The organism is Actinoplanes oblitus (genome assembly GCF_030252345.1).
Classification (GTDB): Bacteria; Actinomycetota; Actinomycetes; order Mycobacteriales; family Micromonosporaceae; genus Actinoplanes; species Actinoplanes oblitus.
Map to the genome: position 1 here is coordinate 7,207,536 of NZ_CP126980.1, position 15,265 is coordinate 7,222,800.

12 protein-coding genes are annotated in these 15,265 nt (G+C 72.9%); 5 read left to right on the forward strand and 7 right to left on the reverse strand.

Annotation, left to right across the window (positions count from 1 at the left end):
• Positions 1-59 precede the first annotated feature (59 nt).
• Positions 60-356, forward strand: a complete 297-nt coding sequence (locus Actob_RS32210) for an AfsR/SARP family transcriptional regulator (RefSeq protein WP_284915622.1) — start codon at positions 60-62, stop codon at positions 354-356.
• 23 nt (positions 357-379) lie between these two features.
• Complete coding sequence (locus Actob_RS32215; RefSeq protein WP_284922414.1) at positions 380-3,175, forward strand: ATP-binding protein; 2,796 nt, start codon at positions 380-382, stop codon at positions 3,173-3,175.
• A 121-nt stretch (positions 3,176-3,296) separates the two neighbouring features.
• Here the strand turns inward: Actob_RS32215 and Actob_RS32220 are convergent, their stop codons facing one another.
• The 3 genes from Actob_RS32220 to Actob_RS32230 all read right to left on the reverse strand — a co-directional run bounded on the left by Actob_RS32220 (position 3,297) and on the right by Actob_RS32230 (position 5,692).
• Positions 3,297-4,109: an alpha/beta fold hydrolase gene (locus Actob_RS32220; RefSeq protein ID WP_284915623.1), complete on the reverse strand. Its 813-nt coding sequence runs from the start codon at positions 4,107-4,109 to the stop codon at positions 3,297-3,299.
• Positions 4,110-4,295: 186 nt separating this feature from the next.
• The gene (locus Actob_RS32225) at positions 4,296-4,706 is read right to left on the reverse strand and encodes a hypothetical protein (protein ID WP_284915624.1); all 411 of its coding nucleotides are present in this window, start codon (positions 4,704-4,706) and stop codon (positions 4,296-4,298) included.
• Positions 4,707-4,798: 92 nt separating this feature from the next.
• Entirely contained in the window at positions 4,799-5,692 is an 894-nt protein-coding gene (locus Actob_RS32230) for a DMT family transporter (RefSeq protein WP_284915625.1), read from the reverse strand.
• 90 nt (positions 5,693-5,782) lie between these two features.
• Between Actob_RS32230 and Actob_RS32235 the strand changes: the two genes are divergently transcribed.
• Positions 5,783-6,322, forward strand: coding sequence for a GNAT family N-acetyltransferase (locus tag Actob_RS32235; protein WP_284915626.1), 540 nt, complete (start codon positions 5,783-5,785; stop codon positions 6,320-6,322).
• A gap of 15 nt (positions 6,323-6,337) precedes the next feature.
• Here Actob_RS32235 and Actob_RS32240 read toward each other — a convergent pair whose 3' ends face one another.
• Complete coding sequence (locus Actob_RS32240; RefSeq protein ID WP_284915627.1) at positions 6,338-7,660, reverse strand: serine hydrolase domain-containing protein; 1,323 nt, start codon at positions 7,658-7,660, stop codon at positions 6,338-6,340.
• Positions 7,661-7,733: 73 nt separating this feature from the next.
• Between Actob_RS32240 and Actob_RS32245 the strand changes: the two genes are divergently transcribed.
• A complete protein-coding gene (locus tag Actob_RS32245) occupies positions 7,734-8,387 on the forward strand; it encodes a TetR/AcrR family transcriptional regulator (protein WP_284915628.1) in 654 nt (217 codons plus the stop codon).
• A 32-nt stretch (positions 8,388-8,419) separates the two neighbouring features.
• On the opposite strand, the gene Actob_RS32250 is transcribed toward Actob_RS32245, so the two are convergent.
• Together Actob_RS32250 and Actob_RS32255 are read right to left on the reverse strand one after the other, a co-directional pair.
• Positions 8,420-11,194, reverse strand: coding sequence for a helix-turn-helix transcriptional regulator (locus tag Actob_RS32250; RefSeq protein ID WP_284915629.1), 2,775 nt, complete (start codon positions 11,192-11,194; stop codon positions 8,420-8,422).
• Positions 11,195-11,230: 36 nt separating this feature from the next.
• Entirely contained in the window at positions 11,231-11,587 is a 357-nt protein-coding gene (locus tag Actob_RS32255) for a hydroxyisourate hydrolase (RefSeq protein WP_284915630.1), read from the reverse strand.
• A gap of 233 nt (positions 11,588-11,820) precedes the next feature.
• Here Actob_RS32255 and Actob_RS32260 point away from each other — a divergent pair, with 233 nt between their 5' ends.
• Entirely contained in the window at positions 11,821-11,976 is a 156-nt protein-coding gene (locus Actob_RS32260) for a hypothetical protein (RefSeq protein WP_284915631.1), read from the forward strand.
• 25 nt (positions 11,977-12,001) lie between these two features.
• On the opposite strand, the gene Actob_RS32265 is transcribed toward Actob_RS32260, so the two are convergent.
• Entirely contained in the window at positions 12,002-15,034 is a 3,033-nt protein-coding gene (locus Actob_RS32265; RefSeq protein WP_284915632.1) for an AfsR/SARP family transcriptional regulator, read from the reverse strand.
• Positions 15,035-15,265 lie beyond the last annotated feature (231 nt).

Consider the following 15,265-nt stretch of genomic DNA (forward strand, 5'->3'; position numbering starts at 1 on the left):
GTCCGATCCGGACTCTACGATGGGAGCCGCCCGACTGCTGAGGATCCAGGCTGGAGACGATGACCGCGCATCTCCCCGGCATGTTGTTCAGCATCCTGGGTTCCGTCGAGATTCGTCACCCCGATGGCACCGCCGTGGCCGTCGCCGGCGCGAAACGTCAGGCGATTCTCGCGCTGCTGTTGCTCGAGGGCGGACGCACCGTCAGCACCGATCGCCTGCTCGAGGGTTTGTATGCGGATGGCCCGCTGGCTGATGCGGCCAACGCCCTGCACGGGCAGATGTCCCGGCTGCGTCGCCTGGTGCGCGGCACCGGGGCCACGATCGAGTCGGCGCGTCCGGATACCGCCTCGCCGTAGACCCGGACGCGGTCGACGCCCACCTGTTCAGCCGTCTCGCCGCTGACGGACGCCGGATCCTGGCGGCCGATCCCGCCACCGCCGAACGCCTGCTGTCACGGGCCATCCAGCTGTGGCGCGGACGGGAGTCGCCCGATCTGCCCGATGTCCCCTTGCTGAGCGCGCACGTCTCCCGCCTCGCCCAGCTTCGCCTGGCCGCGGTCGAGGATCACGCCGAGGCGGCACTCGCCGTCGGCGACACCGTCACCGCCGTGGCCGACCTGTCAGCGCTGGTGACGGCGCACCCCCTCCGCGAACGGGCCGGCGCGCTGCTGATGCGTGCCCTCTACGCCTCCGGACAGCAGGCGCAGGCGCTCGAGCTCTACGAACGCATCCGCCGCTCACTCGCCGCCGACCTCGGCGCCGACCCCTCGCCCGAGCTCGCCGCCGCACACCTGGCCATCCTCCGTGACCGTCCGTCGCCGGGACCACGGCGGGTGCCCGCCCAGCTGACCAGCTTCGTCGGCCGCGACGAGGAACTCGCCCGGCTGACCGAGCTACTCGCGGGCGAACGGCTCGTGACCCTCACCGGCCCCGGCGGCACGGGCAAGACCCGGCTGGCGATCGAGGCGGCGGGCGCGATGGACGGCGAGCACGCCTTCACCGAACTCGCGCCTCTGACCGATGCCCGGCTTCTCGCCCAGACCATCACCGCGGCGCTCGGCCTGAACGACCCCGTTCTGCTGTCCACCGCCGCCGGGCCGCCCGCTGCCGAGTCGCACCTGGTCACCGCACTCGCCGACCGGCGGATCCTGATCATTCTGGACAACTGCGAGCACGTCGTCGAGGACACCGCCCGGCTCGCCCAACGGTTGTTGGGGGCGTGCCCCGGGCTGCGGATCCTCGCCACGAGCCGCGAGTCGCTGGGGATCACCGGGGAGACGCTCGTCCCGCTCGGGCAGCTCGCCGTCGCCGGGGTGGACGCGCCCTTGCCGGAGCGGCTGGACGCTCCCGCGGTACGCCTGTTCGCCGATCGCGCGCGCGGGGTGCGGCCGGGCTTCCGCCTGGACGCCGACGGCATCGACGACATCGCGAAGATCTGCACCGAACTCGACGGGCTCCCGCTGGCGATCGAACTCGCCGCGGCGCGGCTACGTTCGCTCGTCCCCGCGGAGATCGCCGCGGGGCTTTCTGACCGCTTCCGTCTGCTGTCCCGCGGCAACCGGGCCGCCGAGCACCGGCACCAGACACTGCGGGCGGCGGTCGAGTGGAGCTGGGAGCTGCTCAGCCCGGCCGAACGGACCCTCGCCCGGCGGTTGACCGTGTTCGCGGGCGGTGCCACCGTCGCCGCGGCCACCGCGGTGTGCGGTCTGCCCGAGCCGGAGCTGCACGATCTGCTCGCCGGACTCACCGAGAAGTCTTTCGTCGACCATGCCGGTGGCCGATACCGGATGCTGCAGACGATCCGCGCCTTCGGCGCCGAACGCCTGGCCGAGTCCGGTGAGGAGCCTGAGGTGCGCCGGACGCATGCCGAGTACTTCTGGGGACTCACCGCGTCTGCCGACCCGCACCTGCGCGGCTCTCGGCAGCTGGAGTGGCTGGACCGGCTGGCCGCTGAGAACGACGACCTGCGGGCCGCGCTGCGCTGGGCGATCTGCACCGATCCGCGGCTGGCACTGCGGATGGCCGCGGCGATGTCCTGGTACTGGCACCTGCGCGGGCTGCGCCGCGAAGGCGCGGCGTTGTCCATGGAGCTGTTGTCCCAGCTGGACGGAGCGCCACCGGATGACCTGGCGGAGGAGTACGGCCTGTGCGCGGCCACGGCGATCTCCGTCGTCGACCCGGACGCGGGCGCATCGAGCCTGCTGGCGTACGCGACGGGTCGGACCGCGAGTGATCCGCCCCGCTGGCCGGCGACGGCGGTGCTCTGCCCCGCGCCGGATCGGCCGGCCGCGGCGGACGCGTGGTCGCAGGCCACCGCGCACCTGCACCGCGGCAACCGGCACCTCGTCCGCGGGGAGGCCGCCGAGGCCGAGGCGGCGCTGCTGCTGGCGCTGGAGCGGTTCCGGGCCATCGGTGAGCGCTGGGGCACCACCAACGCCCTCGACTCACTGGCCGAGCTGGCCGCCTGGCGCGGGGACTGGGCCCGCACCATCTCCCTGCAGAGTCAGGCGGTCGACCTCGCCGACCAGCTCCGCTCCGCCGAGGCGCTCACCGACCTGCTCTGCCGCCGTGCCAAGGTCCGCATGTTCGCCGGGGACCTGTCCGGAGCTCGCGCGGATCTGGAACGCGCCGGCGAGACCGCCGCCCGCACCGGCCGCCCCGAAGTGCTCGCGGAACTCCACCAGGGCTTCGGGGACGTCGCCCGGCACCAGGGTGACCGGACCGAAGCCGCCCGCAGGTACGAACGCGCGATCGCCGCCGTGGGCGGTGACGCGGCGCGCCCCGCGCGCCTCAAAGCTCTGCGCGGGCTCGGGTGGATCGCCTGGTCCACCGATCGCCCCGAAGAGGCGGCCCGGCTCCACCGCGTCCTTCTCGATGAGGCGGTCGATCAGGGCAACTACCTGCTCGCCGCGGACGCGGTCACTGGTCTGGCCGGTGTCGCCCTGCTCGAAGGCGACGGGATCCGTGCGGCGCTGCTGCTCGGTGCCGCCCGCGCCGTACACGGAGCACGCCTCGCCGGCAACGCCGACACCGACCGTGTCGTACGGGCCACCCGGGAGCTGATCGGGCCGGCGCGGTACACGGCAGCGCTCGCCGACGGGCAGGCGTTGAGCCGGGACGAGGCGCTGGAAGTGGCGACCGGTGCGGCCTTCCACGTCAACGGCAGCGAGACCTGACCCGAGGCCCCGGCACCGCGCCCTTCGGCGGCCGGTGCCGTGGCCCCCTGCCTTTCCAGCAGGGCGGCGACGTCGGCGCGGCCGGCCGGAGGCGACCGCGCGCATCGTTGCGGGCGGCGCCTCACCGCCGGTGGCGGGCGAGCCCGGCGACCTCGCGGACGGCCTTGGCAACGGCCGGGGCGTCCTTCTTGAGGATCGCGCCGTGGTTGCTGGAGACCTTGGCGCTGATCTCGATGTTCGGGTTGCGGGCGGTCACCGCACCGAGGCTGGCGCGGATACGTTCCTGCTCGTCGCCCTTGCTGCCGAACGACCTGCCGGACGCGATGACGTACCGCGTCGGGACGCTGATGTCGTCCAGCACCGGGGCCAGCTCCCGCTCGCGGGAAAGCCGGCCGACCTCGATGTTGATCTCTGCCTGCTGTGCGGCGGTCATCCTCGGGGTCAGGCCCGTCGGACGCAGCAGCGCCGTGAGCCAGCGGATCCGCTTGAACAGCTTGCGGATCCGCCGCTCCATCGCGGCGTCGAGCCAGTCGTACGGTTCCGCGCCCTCGATCAGGACCGCACCGAGGGCACGATCCGGATTCCGGCTGGCCCAGTGCGCGGCCACGAAGGCCCCGTAGGACCAGCCCACCACCACGGCCCGGTCCACGCCCCGGGCCGCGAGGACGAGATCGACGTCGCGAAGGGCGGCAGCGAAGGAGTAATCCGCCGACATCTTCGACTTGCCGCGAGCCCGCTCGTCGTAGGTGATGTGCCGGAAGCCGGGGCCGAGTTCGGCGATGGTCCTGCGCCAGTAGCCCTGCGTGGCGAACTGGCCGTTGAGGTAGACCACGGGCAGTCCGCCGCCACCGGTGTCGGTGACAGCGAGCGCCGTGTCCTCGACCGGCAGCATGCCGGTCCACTCGGAACCGTCAGTGAACTCTCTGTTCGACATGAGAATGTTCCTCCTCATCGCCTTCTTGCTTCGGTACGGGGTCTCCGGACCCCGCGTGGGCAGGCTGCGCACTGATGCGGCGGGACCGGGCAGTCAGGTGCGGGTGCCGCCGGGGCGCCCGGAACGGAAACGAGAACGAATCGGCGTCAACCCGCCGGGCGTCACCTTCGCCGCGGCAGCATGCCGTCAGGCGGCGTCGAGGGCCTCGGTGATCTTCTGGATCATGTCCGCGACGACGGGGCTGGGCCGGCTCTGCCGGCTGGCGGATCGGATCGCGGTGAGAACGGTGCCGCGGAAGTTGTCGGCCTCTTCCGGAACCTGCTTCTTGAGCAGGGTGATGGCCGCCGTCAGGGCCGGAAGCACGCTGTCGGCGACCTCGGCGACGGATTTGCCGGTGACCGCCGTGCCTCGGGGACAGCCGGCGAGCACGTGCCCGACCATGCCGGTGGCCGCGCCCAGCGCGATGCTGCCATCGGCCGCGATCCGGTGCGGTGAGCCGCCGGCCGCACCGGCGGCCGACAGCAGCGTGATGGCGCCGTACGCGGCGACCTGCAGCGTGCGCTTGTCCGGTTCGCTGAGAGCGATGTCGTTTGCCATGCGTCCACCCTGGTCGCCTGGCCTGACACCGACCTGTCACGGCGCTTACCCGCTGATCCCGCTGGTCGAAGCGCGTGACAGGGTGCCGGGCGTCAGCGGCGGCGGGCCAGCGCCACCCCGGCCAGCGCTATCGCCCCGCCCACCAGCGCCAGCACGTGCGGCGTCTCGGACAGCAGCGGCCACGCCAGCAGAATCGTCAGCGGCGGCACCAGGTAGGTCGTCACCCCGAGGCGCCCGGCGTTCATCCGGGACAGCGCGTACGCCCAGGTGCCGAACGCCAGCGCGGTCGGCACCAGCCCGAGGTAGAGCACCCCGGCGATCGACCCGGCCGTCGCCGAGCGCAGGTCGTGCGCGAGACCGCCGGCGAACGGCAGCGTCGTGAGCATGCCGACCACGCAGGCCATCTGGGTGACCTGCAGGGCCGGCAGCCGCCGCAGCGCCGGCTTCTGCAGCGTCACGCCGACCGCCCAGCCCGCCGCGGACAGCAGGCAGAGGGCCACCCCGACCGGGTCGGCGGCGGCGCCCCCGCGCCCGGCGAAGCCGATCAGCAACACCCCGCCGAACGCCACCCCGGCACCGAGCAGCAGGCCGCGCGGGAAGCCCTCACCGAGGAACGCGCCGGCCAGCAGCGCGATCAGGATCGGCCCGACGTTGACGAGCATGGCCGAGGTGCCTGCGTCCAGGCGTTGCTCGGCGGCGTTCAGCGCGACGTTGTAGAGGCCGAACCAGACGACACCGCAGCCGGCCACCAGGGCCCACTCCCGGGCGGTCGGCCTGACCCAGGTACGGGTGGCGAGCAGCGCCACGGTCAGCGCCACCGCGCCGGTGACCAGCCGGCCCAGGGCGAGCGGGCCGGCCGCGAAGTGGGCGTGCACGGCGCGGATCGCCACGAAGGCGGAGGCCCAGGCGGTGACGGTGACCACGACCGCGGCGACCACCGGCAGGGCGGGGCGGACACGGTTCTGAGGGACAGCGGAGACGGACATGGACGCCACCGTAGAGGGGCGACAGTTCGGCCGTCGCCGCAGTATCGTGGCGCTCGCCGGAATTCCGGCCGGTTCCTGCGATCATGCGGCATGACTGTTGTGCGCACCATGGCCAGCGCGGACCTGACCGCGAGTGATCACACCCGGATCCGCGCGCTGCTGGACGACGCCTTCGACGGCGATTTCGACGACCAGGACTGGGACCACTCGCTCGGCGGGCTGCACGTCCTGATCACGGTGGACGGCACGATGATCGCGCACGGCGCCGTGGTGCAGCGCCGCGTGCTGCACCAGGGCCGGTCGTACCGGTGCGGTTATGTCGAGGCGGTCGCCGTGCACCCGGCGCACCAGCGACGCGGGTTCGGCGCCGCGCTGATGGCCGAGGCCGAGCGGATCATCGACAACGGGTACGCCCTCGGTGCCCTGTCCGCCTCCGACGAGGCCCTCAAGCTCTACCTGGGTCGCGGCTGGCGGCGCTGGCCCGGCGGCACCGCCGTGCTCGCGCCGGCCGGGGTGATGCGCACCGCGGAGGACGACGACAGCACCCTGGTCCGCCCGGTGGCCGGCGGCGCGACGCTCAACGAGGCCGCGCTGCTGATCTGCGACTGGCGCGAGGGCGACGTATGGTGATCGGCACCCGGCGACTCAGCGGATCCGCCGGAACAGGCGCCCGGCCAGGTCGGCGCCGATCACCGCGCCGGCCGCGTCACGGGTGACGTAGCCGCGCTGCCCGGCCAGCCCGCCGTCGGTGATCACGTACTCGTCGTCGGGGAGCAGACCGAGCGTGGCGGCGGGGTAGTCCGGCGGCATGTCCGCCTCGGACGCCCGCCGGATCGCCGGCTTGATCCCCACGGCCAGGGTCAGCCCGGCGCCGTCGGTGGCGATCTCCAGGTCCATGGCGTCCAACTCGTAGCGCCCGGCGATCTCGCGAGCGCGGCTCTCGTCGTACGCCAGCGGTCGGACCTCCCGCTCGCGCAACCCGAGCCGGTCCGCCAGAGCCCAGCCGACCACCTCCTGGTTCGCCGGATATCCGGCCGGCCCGGCGTTGGCCAGGCTGACCACAGCGAAGTCGCGACTGGGCACGATGAGCAGCTCGGCGAACTGACCGTTTCCGGACCCGCCGTGCCCGATGGTGCGGACGCCGCCGACGTCGCGCAGGAACCAGCAGATCCCGAAGGCGTCACCGAGCGTGCTGGCCCGCAGCGGCACCGTCGGCTCGGTCATGGCGTGCAGGTCCGCCGAGCCGAGGTGGTGCCGGGCCCAGCGCAGCAGGTCGCTCACGCTGGACGCGATGCCGCCGCCGGGGTTGTTGGCGCGCATGCCGGCCGGCCACGCCGCCCACGGCGTGGCCGGCCGCGGGACACCGTCGCCGTCGGCGGTGTGCCCGATCGCGAACCGGTGCCGGACGACCTCGTCGAGACCGAAACAGGTCCGCTCCAGGCCGGCCGGCCGCAGCGCGAGGTCCGCGACGACCTTTTCGTACGGCTGCCCGGTCACCTTCTCGATCACCAGCCCGGCCAGGTTGTAGCCGGCCTGACTGTACGACGCCCGGGTGCCCGGCGGCGCGATGATCGGCAGCCGGTCCAGCTCGGCGGCGAACCCGTCGAGCGTGGCCTGCTCCCCGTCGATCAGGTTCCACTCCAGGCCCGCGGTGTGGTTGAGCAGCTGGCCCACGGTGATCTCCGCGGTGCTGCCCGGGTCGGCGAGCCGCAGCTCCGGCACGTAGCGGCGGACCGGCGCGGACAGGTCGAGCCGGCCGGCGGCGGCGAGCCGGACCAGCGCGGTGGCGGTGAACGTCTTGGTGATCGAGGCCAGGTGGAACAGGGTGTGCTCGTCGACCGGCTGCGGGTTGCCCAGGTTGGTGACGCCGTGTGACGCGTACACGATCTGGTCGCCCATCAGGATGCCGGCGGCCATCCCGGGGATCTCGTGCTTCTGTGCGATCTCGGTCAGCTTCTGCTGGAACATGGGTTCCTCCGATCGACTTGAACTAAGTTCAAGTTACCGCGGCGCTTGAACAAAGTTCAAGTACGATTCCGGCATGCCCCGGAACACCCTGACGCCCGAGCAGATCCTCCGAGCCGCCATCGACCTGCTGGACGAGCAGGGTCTCGACGGGCTCAACATGCGCAGCCTCGGCCAGCGCCTCACCTCGGCGGCGACAGCCATCTACTGGCACATCAAGACCAAGGACGATCTGGTCCGGCTGGCCGCCGACGCGGTCTGGACCGAGATCGCCCTGCCCGACCCCGCCGCCGTCGGCTGGCGGACCGCCGCCGAGTCGCTGGCCACCGGCATGCACGACATGTGCACCCGCCATCCCTGGCTGGGCCAGGCCATCGGCAGCCACCTGATCTACGGACCCGGCAAGACGCGCTTCGACGACCGCACCCTCGCCGTCTACGAGCGGGCCGGCTTCTCCCCCGCCGACGCCGACCGCGCCGCCGCCACCGTCTTCGTCTACGTCCTGGGCAGTTCCCTGGGTCCGGCCGCGCAGGTCTCCCTGACCCGCCGGCTGTCCCCGGCGGCCCTCGGCGAGGCCGTCGCCGAGGCGCAGTCCATCGGCCGGGACTTCCCGCACGTCCGGTCCCGCCTCGGCACCACCGCCGGCACCGGGTACGCCGCCGCTCCGGACGACACCTTCGCCTTCGGCCTGGCGGCCATCCTGGACGGCTTCGCCGCCCGTCTCCGCTGACCCGGCCCCGGCCCGGCTCCCGGGGCGGGCGGTCAGCCGGCGGCGGCGGGCTCCCGGAACAGGTGCGTCGGCAGGTCGGTGCGCCGGTTCACCCGGAGCTTGCGGTAGACCTTGGTCAGGTGCTGCTCGACGGTGCTGACCGTGATGTACAGCTTGGCGGCGATCTCCCGGTTCGTGTATCCGTCCGCCGCCAGGACGGCGACCCGCCGTTCGGCGTCGCTGAGCGCCAGCGCGGCGGACGCCAGGTTCGGCAGGGCCGGCCGCGGTTCGCCGCTCGCCTCGGTGAGCCGCCCGCCCAGCTTGGCGCGCAGCGGCTCAGCCTCGGTCTTCTCGGCCACCGCCCGGGCTCGCCGGGCGATCATGCTGGCCCGCCGGGTCTCGCCGAGGGCCAGGTAGGCCTCGCTGAGGTCGATCAGCGCGCGGGCGTGTTCGTACTGGTCGACGAGCTGCAGGTCGGCCGCCTGGCGCAGGTAGGTCGGGCGGTGCTCCGGCCGGCTGATCGCCGCGTACAGCCGCATGGCCATGCCGCGGACCCGGGGGTTGATCCGGCCGCAGCGCTGGAGCTGCTCCTCGATGAGCGGCCGGGCCCGGCCCGGCTGGCCCAGCTGGAGCAACGCCTCGGCGGCGTCCACCCGCCACGGCACCAGGCCGGGCACGTCAAGCCGCCACCGGCCGGCCAGCTCCCCGCAGCGCTCGAAGTCGCGCAGCGCGAGCTGGTGCTGCCCGACGGCCATGCTGTACCGGCCGCGCGCCTGGAGGTAGTGGACGCCGTACCGGGTCTCGAACATCTCCTCCGGCACCGGCCGGTCGAGCTGGTCGCGGGCCAGGTCGTAGCGGCCCATCGCGGTGGCCGCCACGATCAGCGGGGCTACCGCGGCGCCGATCGCCACACCCCAGCTGGGCGCCGGCATGGTGTCCAGCGCGAACCGGGCGTGCCGCACCGCGCCGGGCAGGTCGCCGGTCCGCAGCGAGACCTCCGCGCGGATCGCCGACAGCCGGGCCAGCCGGCTGGGCGCGCGCCGGGTGACCGCCTCCTCGACGAACCTGTCGCACCAGGACGCCGCCTGGCCGGACCAGCCGCCGTAGGTGAGGGTGAGCAGCGCGCTCTCCACGGCGTCCAGGCTCATCTCGTCCAGCCGGGAGTTGTGCAGGATCCGCTGCATGGCGACGGAGACCTCCTCGGCGGGTCCCCGGGAGAGCACGGTGGCCAGCGCCTGCGCCGCCTCCAGCCGGTGGCTGGCGCCGACCGTGGCCGCCGCCGGCTGCTGCCGCGACGGCTCGCGCAGCAGGGTGAAGAACTCCGGATACGTGCACTGCAGCAGCGGCCGGGCGATGGCCAGCTCGGTCCGGCCGTCCTCGTCGAGCTCGTCGAGCACGCCGTTGAGATGCTCGATCACGTCCCGGGCGGACGCGAACCGGCCGTCCCAGAGCAGCGCCCTGGCCAGCGTGAGGGCGTCGTCGCCGAGCAGGAACCCGTGGCGCAGCGCCGCTGTCAGCTCCGGCAGGTACGCGGTCGACGTACCCGGGTTGATCCGCCAGGCGGCCCGCAGCATCGTCGTCATGATCTTGGCGCGGCGCGGTCCGTCGGGACAGTTCTGCCAGGCCAGCCGGAGGTAGCCGATCGCCGCGTCCACCCAGCCGTCCCGCAGGTCCTGCCGGGCGGCCTCCTCGAGCACCGCGACGGCCCACGGCTCGTCGGCGCGACCGGCGCCGAGCAACTGGTCGGCGACCACCCGGGCGCCGGCGCCGCCGTAGTGGGCGAGCACCGCCGCCCGCCGGTGCATCGCCCGGCGTTCCGCGTCCGGGATCTCGGCCAGCACCGCCTCCCGGGCCACCGGGTGCCGGAAGTCGCCGTCGCGCAGCACCCCGGCGGCGGTCAGCTCGCGCAGCGCCTGGCCGAGCTGCACCGCGTCGACGCCGAGCAGCTGGCCGAGCAGGCTGGTCTCGGGCAGCAGGGCCACCCCGCGGGCGACCTGGGCGGGCAGCGGGTCGCTGCGGTGCAGGAGGGCGACGACGGCCTGCGCGTAGTGACCACCGGCGACCGGCACGCCGTCCGGGGCGCCACCCTCGGCGGCCACCTGCCGCTGATCCGCGATCAGGCCGGTGACCAGCAGCGGGTTTCCCCCGCTGAGCTGGTGCCAGCGGGGCGCTAACCGGTCCGCGTCGCCGTCGGGCAGCGAGTCGGCGGCCAGCCGGCGGACGCCCCCGGGTGACAGGGCGGCGAGTTCCAGGTGGGCGCCGTGCGGTGTCCGGCTCCACGCCTCCAGCTCCGCCGCCAGCTCGTGCGGGCGCGGGTGGGTGGCGTGGCTGAACACGGCGAGCATCGGCGCGAACCGGGCCCGCCGGGCCAGGTACGACAGGCAGACGATCGAGGCCGGGTCGGCCTGGTCGACGTCGTCGACGACGATGACCAGCGGACAGCGCTGCGACAGGTCGAGCAGGATGGCGCAGAGCGCGTGCACGATCTGCGGATCCAGCCGGGCGGCGCCGCCGGGGTCCGCCGGGATGCTCTGCACACCCTCGTGGAGCAGGTCCATCGCTCGCCGGCTCTCCCGCGCGACCAGCGGCGCGTCCATCAGCAGCTGGCCGAACACCCCGAGGGGCAGGTCCCGTTCGGCCCGTGACCCGACCGCGGTGAGCGGCAGGGCGTTCCGGTCGACGACCCGGTCGGCGAACGTGTTCAGCAGTGCGGTCTTGCCGGTGGCCGCGGAGCCCGTGACCGTCGCGATCCGACCCTTACCGGCGACGGCGGCGACCAGCAGGCCGTCCAGCGCCGCCAGCACCTCGTCGCGTTCCACCAGTCCCATGGCCTTGTTCTCCCCGGTTTTGAAAAACGGGACGGATCAGTCCCGATGAGCGAAATACATCGAGTAGTAATAGGGCGCCAGCCGCACCTGGAGCTGACAGAAATCCGACTCACCGATCAGCCGCACGACGACCGACACCTCCTTGTAGGCGGTGCGCAGTCCGAGCGTCGCGAAGTAGGCGTTGCTATCGAAGATCAATTGGTACGGTCCCCGGCCGAGCCGCTGCCCGGCATCCGCGCGGACGTATCCCATGCCGTCGGTCTCGGCGTGCTCCACAGTCAGCCAATCGTCCAGCTCAATGCCGAGATCCGAGGTCTTCCGCTGAACCCGCACCCGGATACCCGCGGCTGGTCGCCCGTGGATCACGTCGACTGCCTGCGCGGAGATACTCATGAGACTTCCACCCTGCCGTCCGGTCCCGCGGCACCGTCGCCGCCCATTGGCGACATGCTCGGTCATCGCGTTATCGGCATGTATTCCATCCGTTATCGCCGGCCCGAGCCGCCGGAAAGGCATCGAATAGATCAACCGATAACGAGTCGATAGGCGACGCCTCTAACGTCATTGGCATCGGCCGGAAAACACGACCGGAGCCGGAATCCTCGCTAACGGAAGGCAAACATCCCATGCGTGAGCTCTCCCGCGTCGGCGCTCGTCTCGTCCTCGCCGCCGCCGCCCTCGCTGTCGCTTTCATCGGCGTCGGCGCGGCGCACGCCGGCACCCCCGCCACGCAGACGTCGGTCGCCGGCGCCGCGGTCAGCGGCGACTGGCCCTGGGGCTGAGCCGACGGCAACGGGCGCTGCCCGCTCACGCCACGCGGCAGCGCCCGTCCAACCGGCTCAGCAGGGCCAGCACCCGCGCCTCGAACAGGGGCGCGCGGATCTCCCGGAACATGTCCAGCGCCCGTTCCAGATGAACCGTCGCCGCCTGTGTCCGGTCGCCGGCCAGCGCCAGCTCCCCCATGCAGAACTCGACACGCGCCTCGACCATCGTCTCGCCGCTGGCCACCGCGAGTCGCCGCGCCGACGTCAGCGTGCTGTCCGCTTTCCCCAGGTCACCGACGTGCAGGTAGGCCATGCCGAGACCGAGCGTCGCGTACGCCTCGCCGATGGCGTCACCCGACTCGCGCGTCGCGGCCAGCGCCTCGCCGAAGATCACCACCGCCTCATCCGGCTCGCCGGCCTGCAGGTGCACCTGGCCGAGCCGGTCCAGGGCCTGCGCCTCGATCCGCCGGCCACCGACCTGGCGGCTGAACTCCAGCGCCTGACCGAGGATCACCTTGGCCGCCGCGGGGTTCCCCCGCTCCAGCTCGATCTGGGCGATGCTGTGCAGCACGTAGGCGATCGCGGCCGGGTTGCCGTCCCGGCGGACCACCGGCAGGACCAGCTCGTAGCGGCGGGCGGCCTCCGCGAGGTTGCCGTCCATCCGCTCCAGGAAGCCGAGCTGGCGATTGACCATGGCCTGCCCGTGTTCCTCGCCGAGCGTCTCGAACAGCCGCAGGGACTCCTCCAGCCGGCGGCGCGCCTCGGCGAACCTTTTCTCCACCAGGGCCAGCGCGCCCACCGAGTAGAGCACCGCGGCGTTGCCCAGCTGGTCGCCGGCCTCCCGCACGGCGGTCAGCGCGATCTCGTGGGTCTCCCGCCAGTCGTTGAGGTAGACCCGCGACTCGAACAGGGTGACGGCGGTGACCGCCAGGTCCCAGCAGTACTCGACGGCGCCCACCTGGGCGGCCTGGCGCACCGCCGCCACGATGAACTGCCGCTCGCGTTCGAACCAGCCGAGCGGCTCGCTCAGCATCCGGTCGGTGGCCCGGGCCGGGATCTGCCAGCGCGGGGCCGGACTGTGCAGGTTCTTGTTGCCCTCGCCGTACAGTTTCCGGTGCGCCTGCTCGGCCAGGAACTGCAGGCCGCCGAACACCCGGCGCAGCGCCGCGGCCCGCTCGGCCAGCGGCTCCTCGGCGGCCAGCCGTTCCCGGGCGAAGACCCGGATCAGGTCGTGGAACCGGTACTGCCGGCGCGGGCCGGTCCCGGTGCCATCGATCTCCACCAGCTGCGCGTCGACGAGATCGTCCAGCAGGTCGTACGCGTCGGTCAGCCGCTGGTCCAGCAGGGCCGCGCAGACCCAGGCCGAGAAGACCGGGATGTCGACGACGGCGAGCAGGCGGAACAGCCGGCGGGCCGGTGCGCTGAGGTTGTCGTAGGTCAGTGAGATGCTCACCCGTACGCCCATCACGCCGTGGTTGAGCTCGTCCAGCCGGCGCGATTCGTTCTCCAGGCGGTCGGTGAGCTGCTCGACCGACCAGTGCGGGCGCGCCGCGAGCCGGGCGCCGGCGATCCGCAGGGCGAGCGGCAGCCGCCCGCACAGCTCGGTGAGCGCCTCGGCCGCTGCCGCCTCGTCACGGACCCGATCGTCCCCGGCGATCCGGGACAGCAGCTCGACACTGTGCGCCGCGTCCAGCACGTCGATGTCGACGTGCACGGCGCCGGGCAGGGCGCCGAGCCGGCTGCGGGCGGTGATCAGTACGGCGGTCCGCGGGTTGCCCGGCAGCAGCGGCAGCACCTGCGCCTCCGAGCCGGCGTTGTCCAGCACCACCAGCATCCGCCGGTCGGAGAGCAGCCCCCGGTACATCTCGGCGCGCTCCTCCAGGCCGTCCGGGATCGAGTTGCCCGGTACGCCGAGGATCCGCAGGAACCGCTCCAGGATCTGCATCGGACTGACCCGGTCCGAGGAGCGGCCGTGCAGGTCGGCGAAGAGCTGGCCGTCCGGGTACCGGACCGCGAGCCGGTGCGAGACGTGGATGCCCAGCGCCGTCTTGCCGATGCCGGGCTTGCCGGCCACCACGATGATCGGCACGGCCAGCTGCCCGGGATCGTCCGCGGCCGCCGCCAGGTACGCCTGGATGGCGTCGATCTGCTCGCTGCGGCCGGTGAAGTCGGCGATGTCGGTGGGCAGCATGCACGGGACGGGCCGGCCGCCGCGTGCCGCCGGGGCCGGCTCGCTCCCCGGCGTCCGTTCCGGGTTCACCAGCTCCAGGGCCGGCTCGGCCGGTTCCACCGCCATCGCGGCGGTGACCGGCGACTCGGGCGCGCTCAGCTCGCTGTCCGCCGACAGGATCGACCGTTCCAGCTGCTGCAGCCACTCGCTCGGCTCCAGGCCCAGCTCGTCGATCAGCGTGCGCCGGGCCGCGCGGTAGGCGTCCAGCGCCTCGGCCTGCCGGCCCGAGCGGTAGAGCGCCACCATCAGCTGCCCGCGCAGGCGCTCGTGGAGGGGATGGGTGGCGACCAGGTCGTTCAGCTCGGGGATGACCTCGCGGTGCCGGCCCAGCTCCAGGTCGTACTCGACGCAATCCTCGATGACGGTGACCCGGCTCTCGGCTAGCCGGTCGGCGACCAGCCGCAGCGGCTCGCTGTCGAGTCCCTCCAGGGCGGGTCCGCGCCACAGGTTCAGCGCTTCCCGGTACAGCGCGCTCGCCTCCCGCTTGCGCCCGGCCTCACCGGCCGCCCGGGCCTCCTGGACGAGCCGCTCGTAACGCTGGAGATCGACCTCCATCTCGGCGAGACGCAGCAGGTAGCCCTGGTTGCGGGTGACGATGCTGCCGGGATGGCCGTGCCGGCCGAACAGCCGCCGCAACGCGGAGACACAGATCTGCACCTGGACCCGGGCGCTGGACGGGAGGCTGTCGCCGTAGACCGCTCGCATCAGGCGGTCGATGGAGACCACCGAGCCGGCCTCGAGGACCAGGCAGGCCAGCACGATCTGCTGACGATTGCCACCGATATCGATCCGCTGACCGTCGATCAGGGCGTCCAGCGGCCCCAATACGCGGAATTCCACGGCCACCGGGGGTTACCGCCGGCCATGTGAGTAATAGCGGGTCGCCGCTATGACTATTCGCCGCCCTTCGTGGTTTCCCGGCCGGTTACGCGGGCCGGAGACAGCGGGTAGCCGGTGACCTTGTATGCGCAAGATTCTGTCCCCCATGTGTCGCCCCGAGCCTACGAAGTCTCCTATGTGGTCGCTACACCCGGCCTACCAATTGGAACCAACCACCCCGAAAACAATGGCCGATCA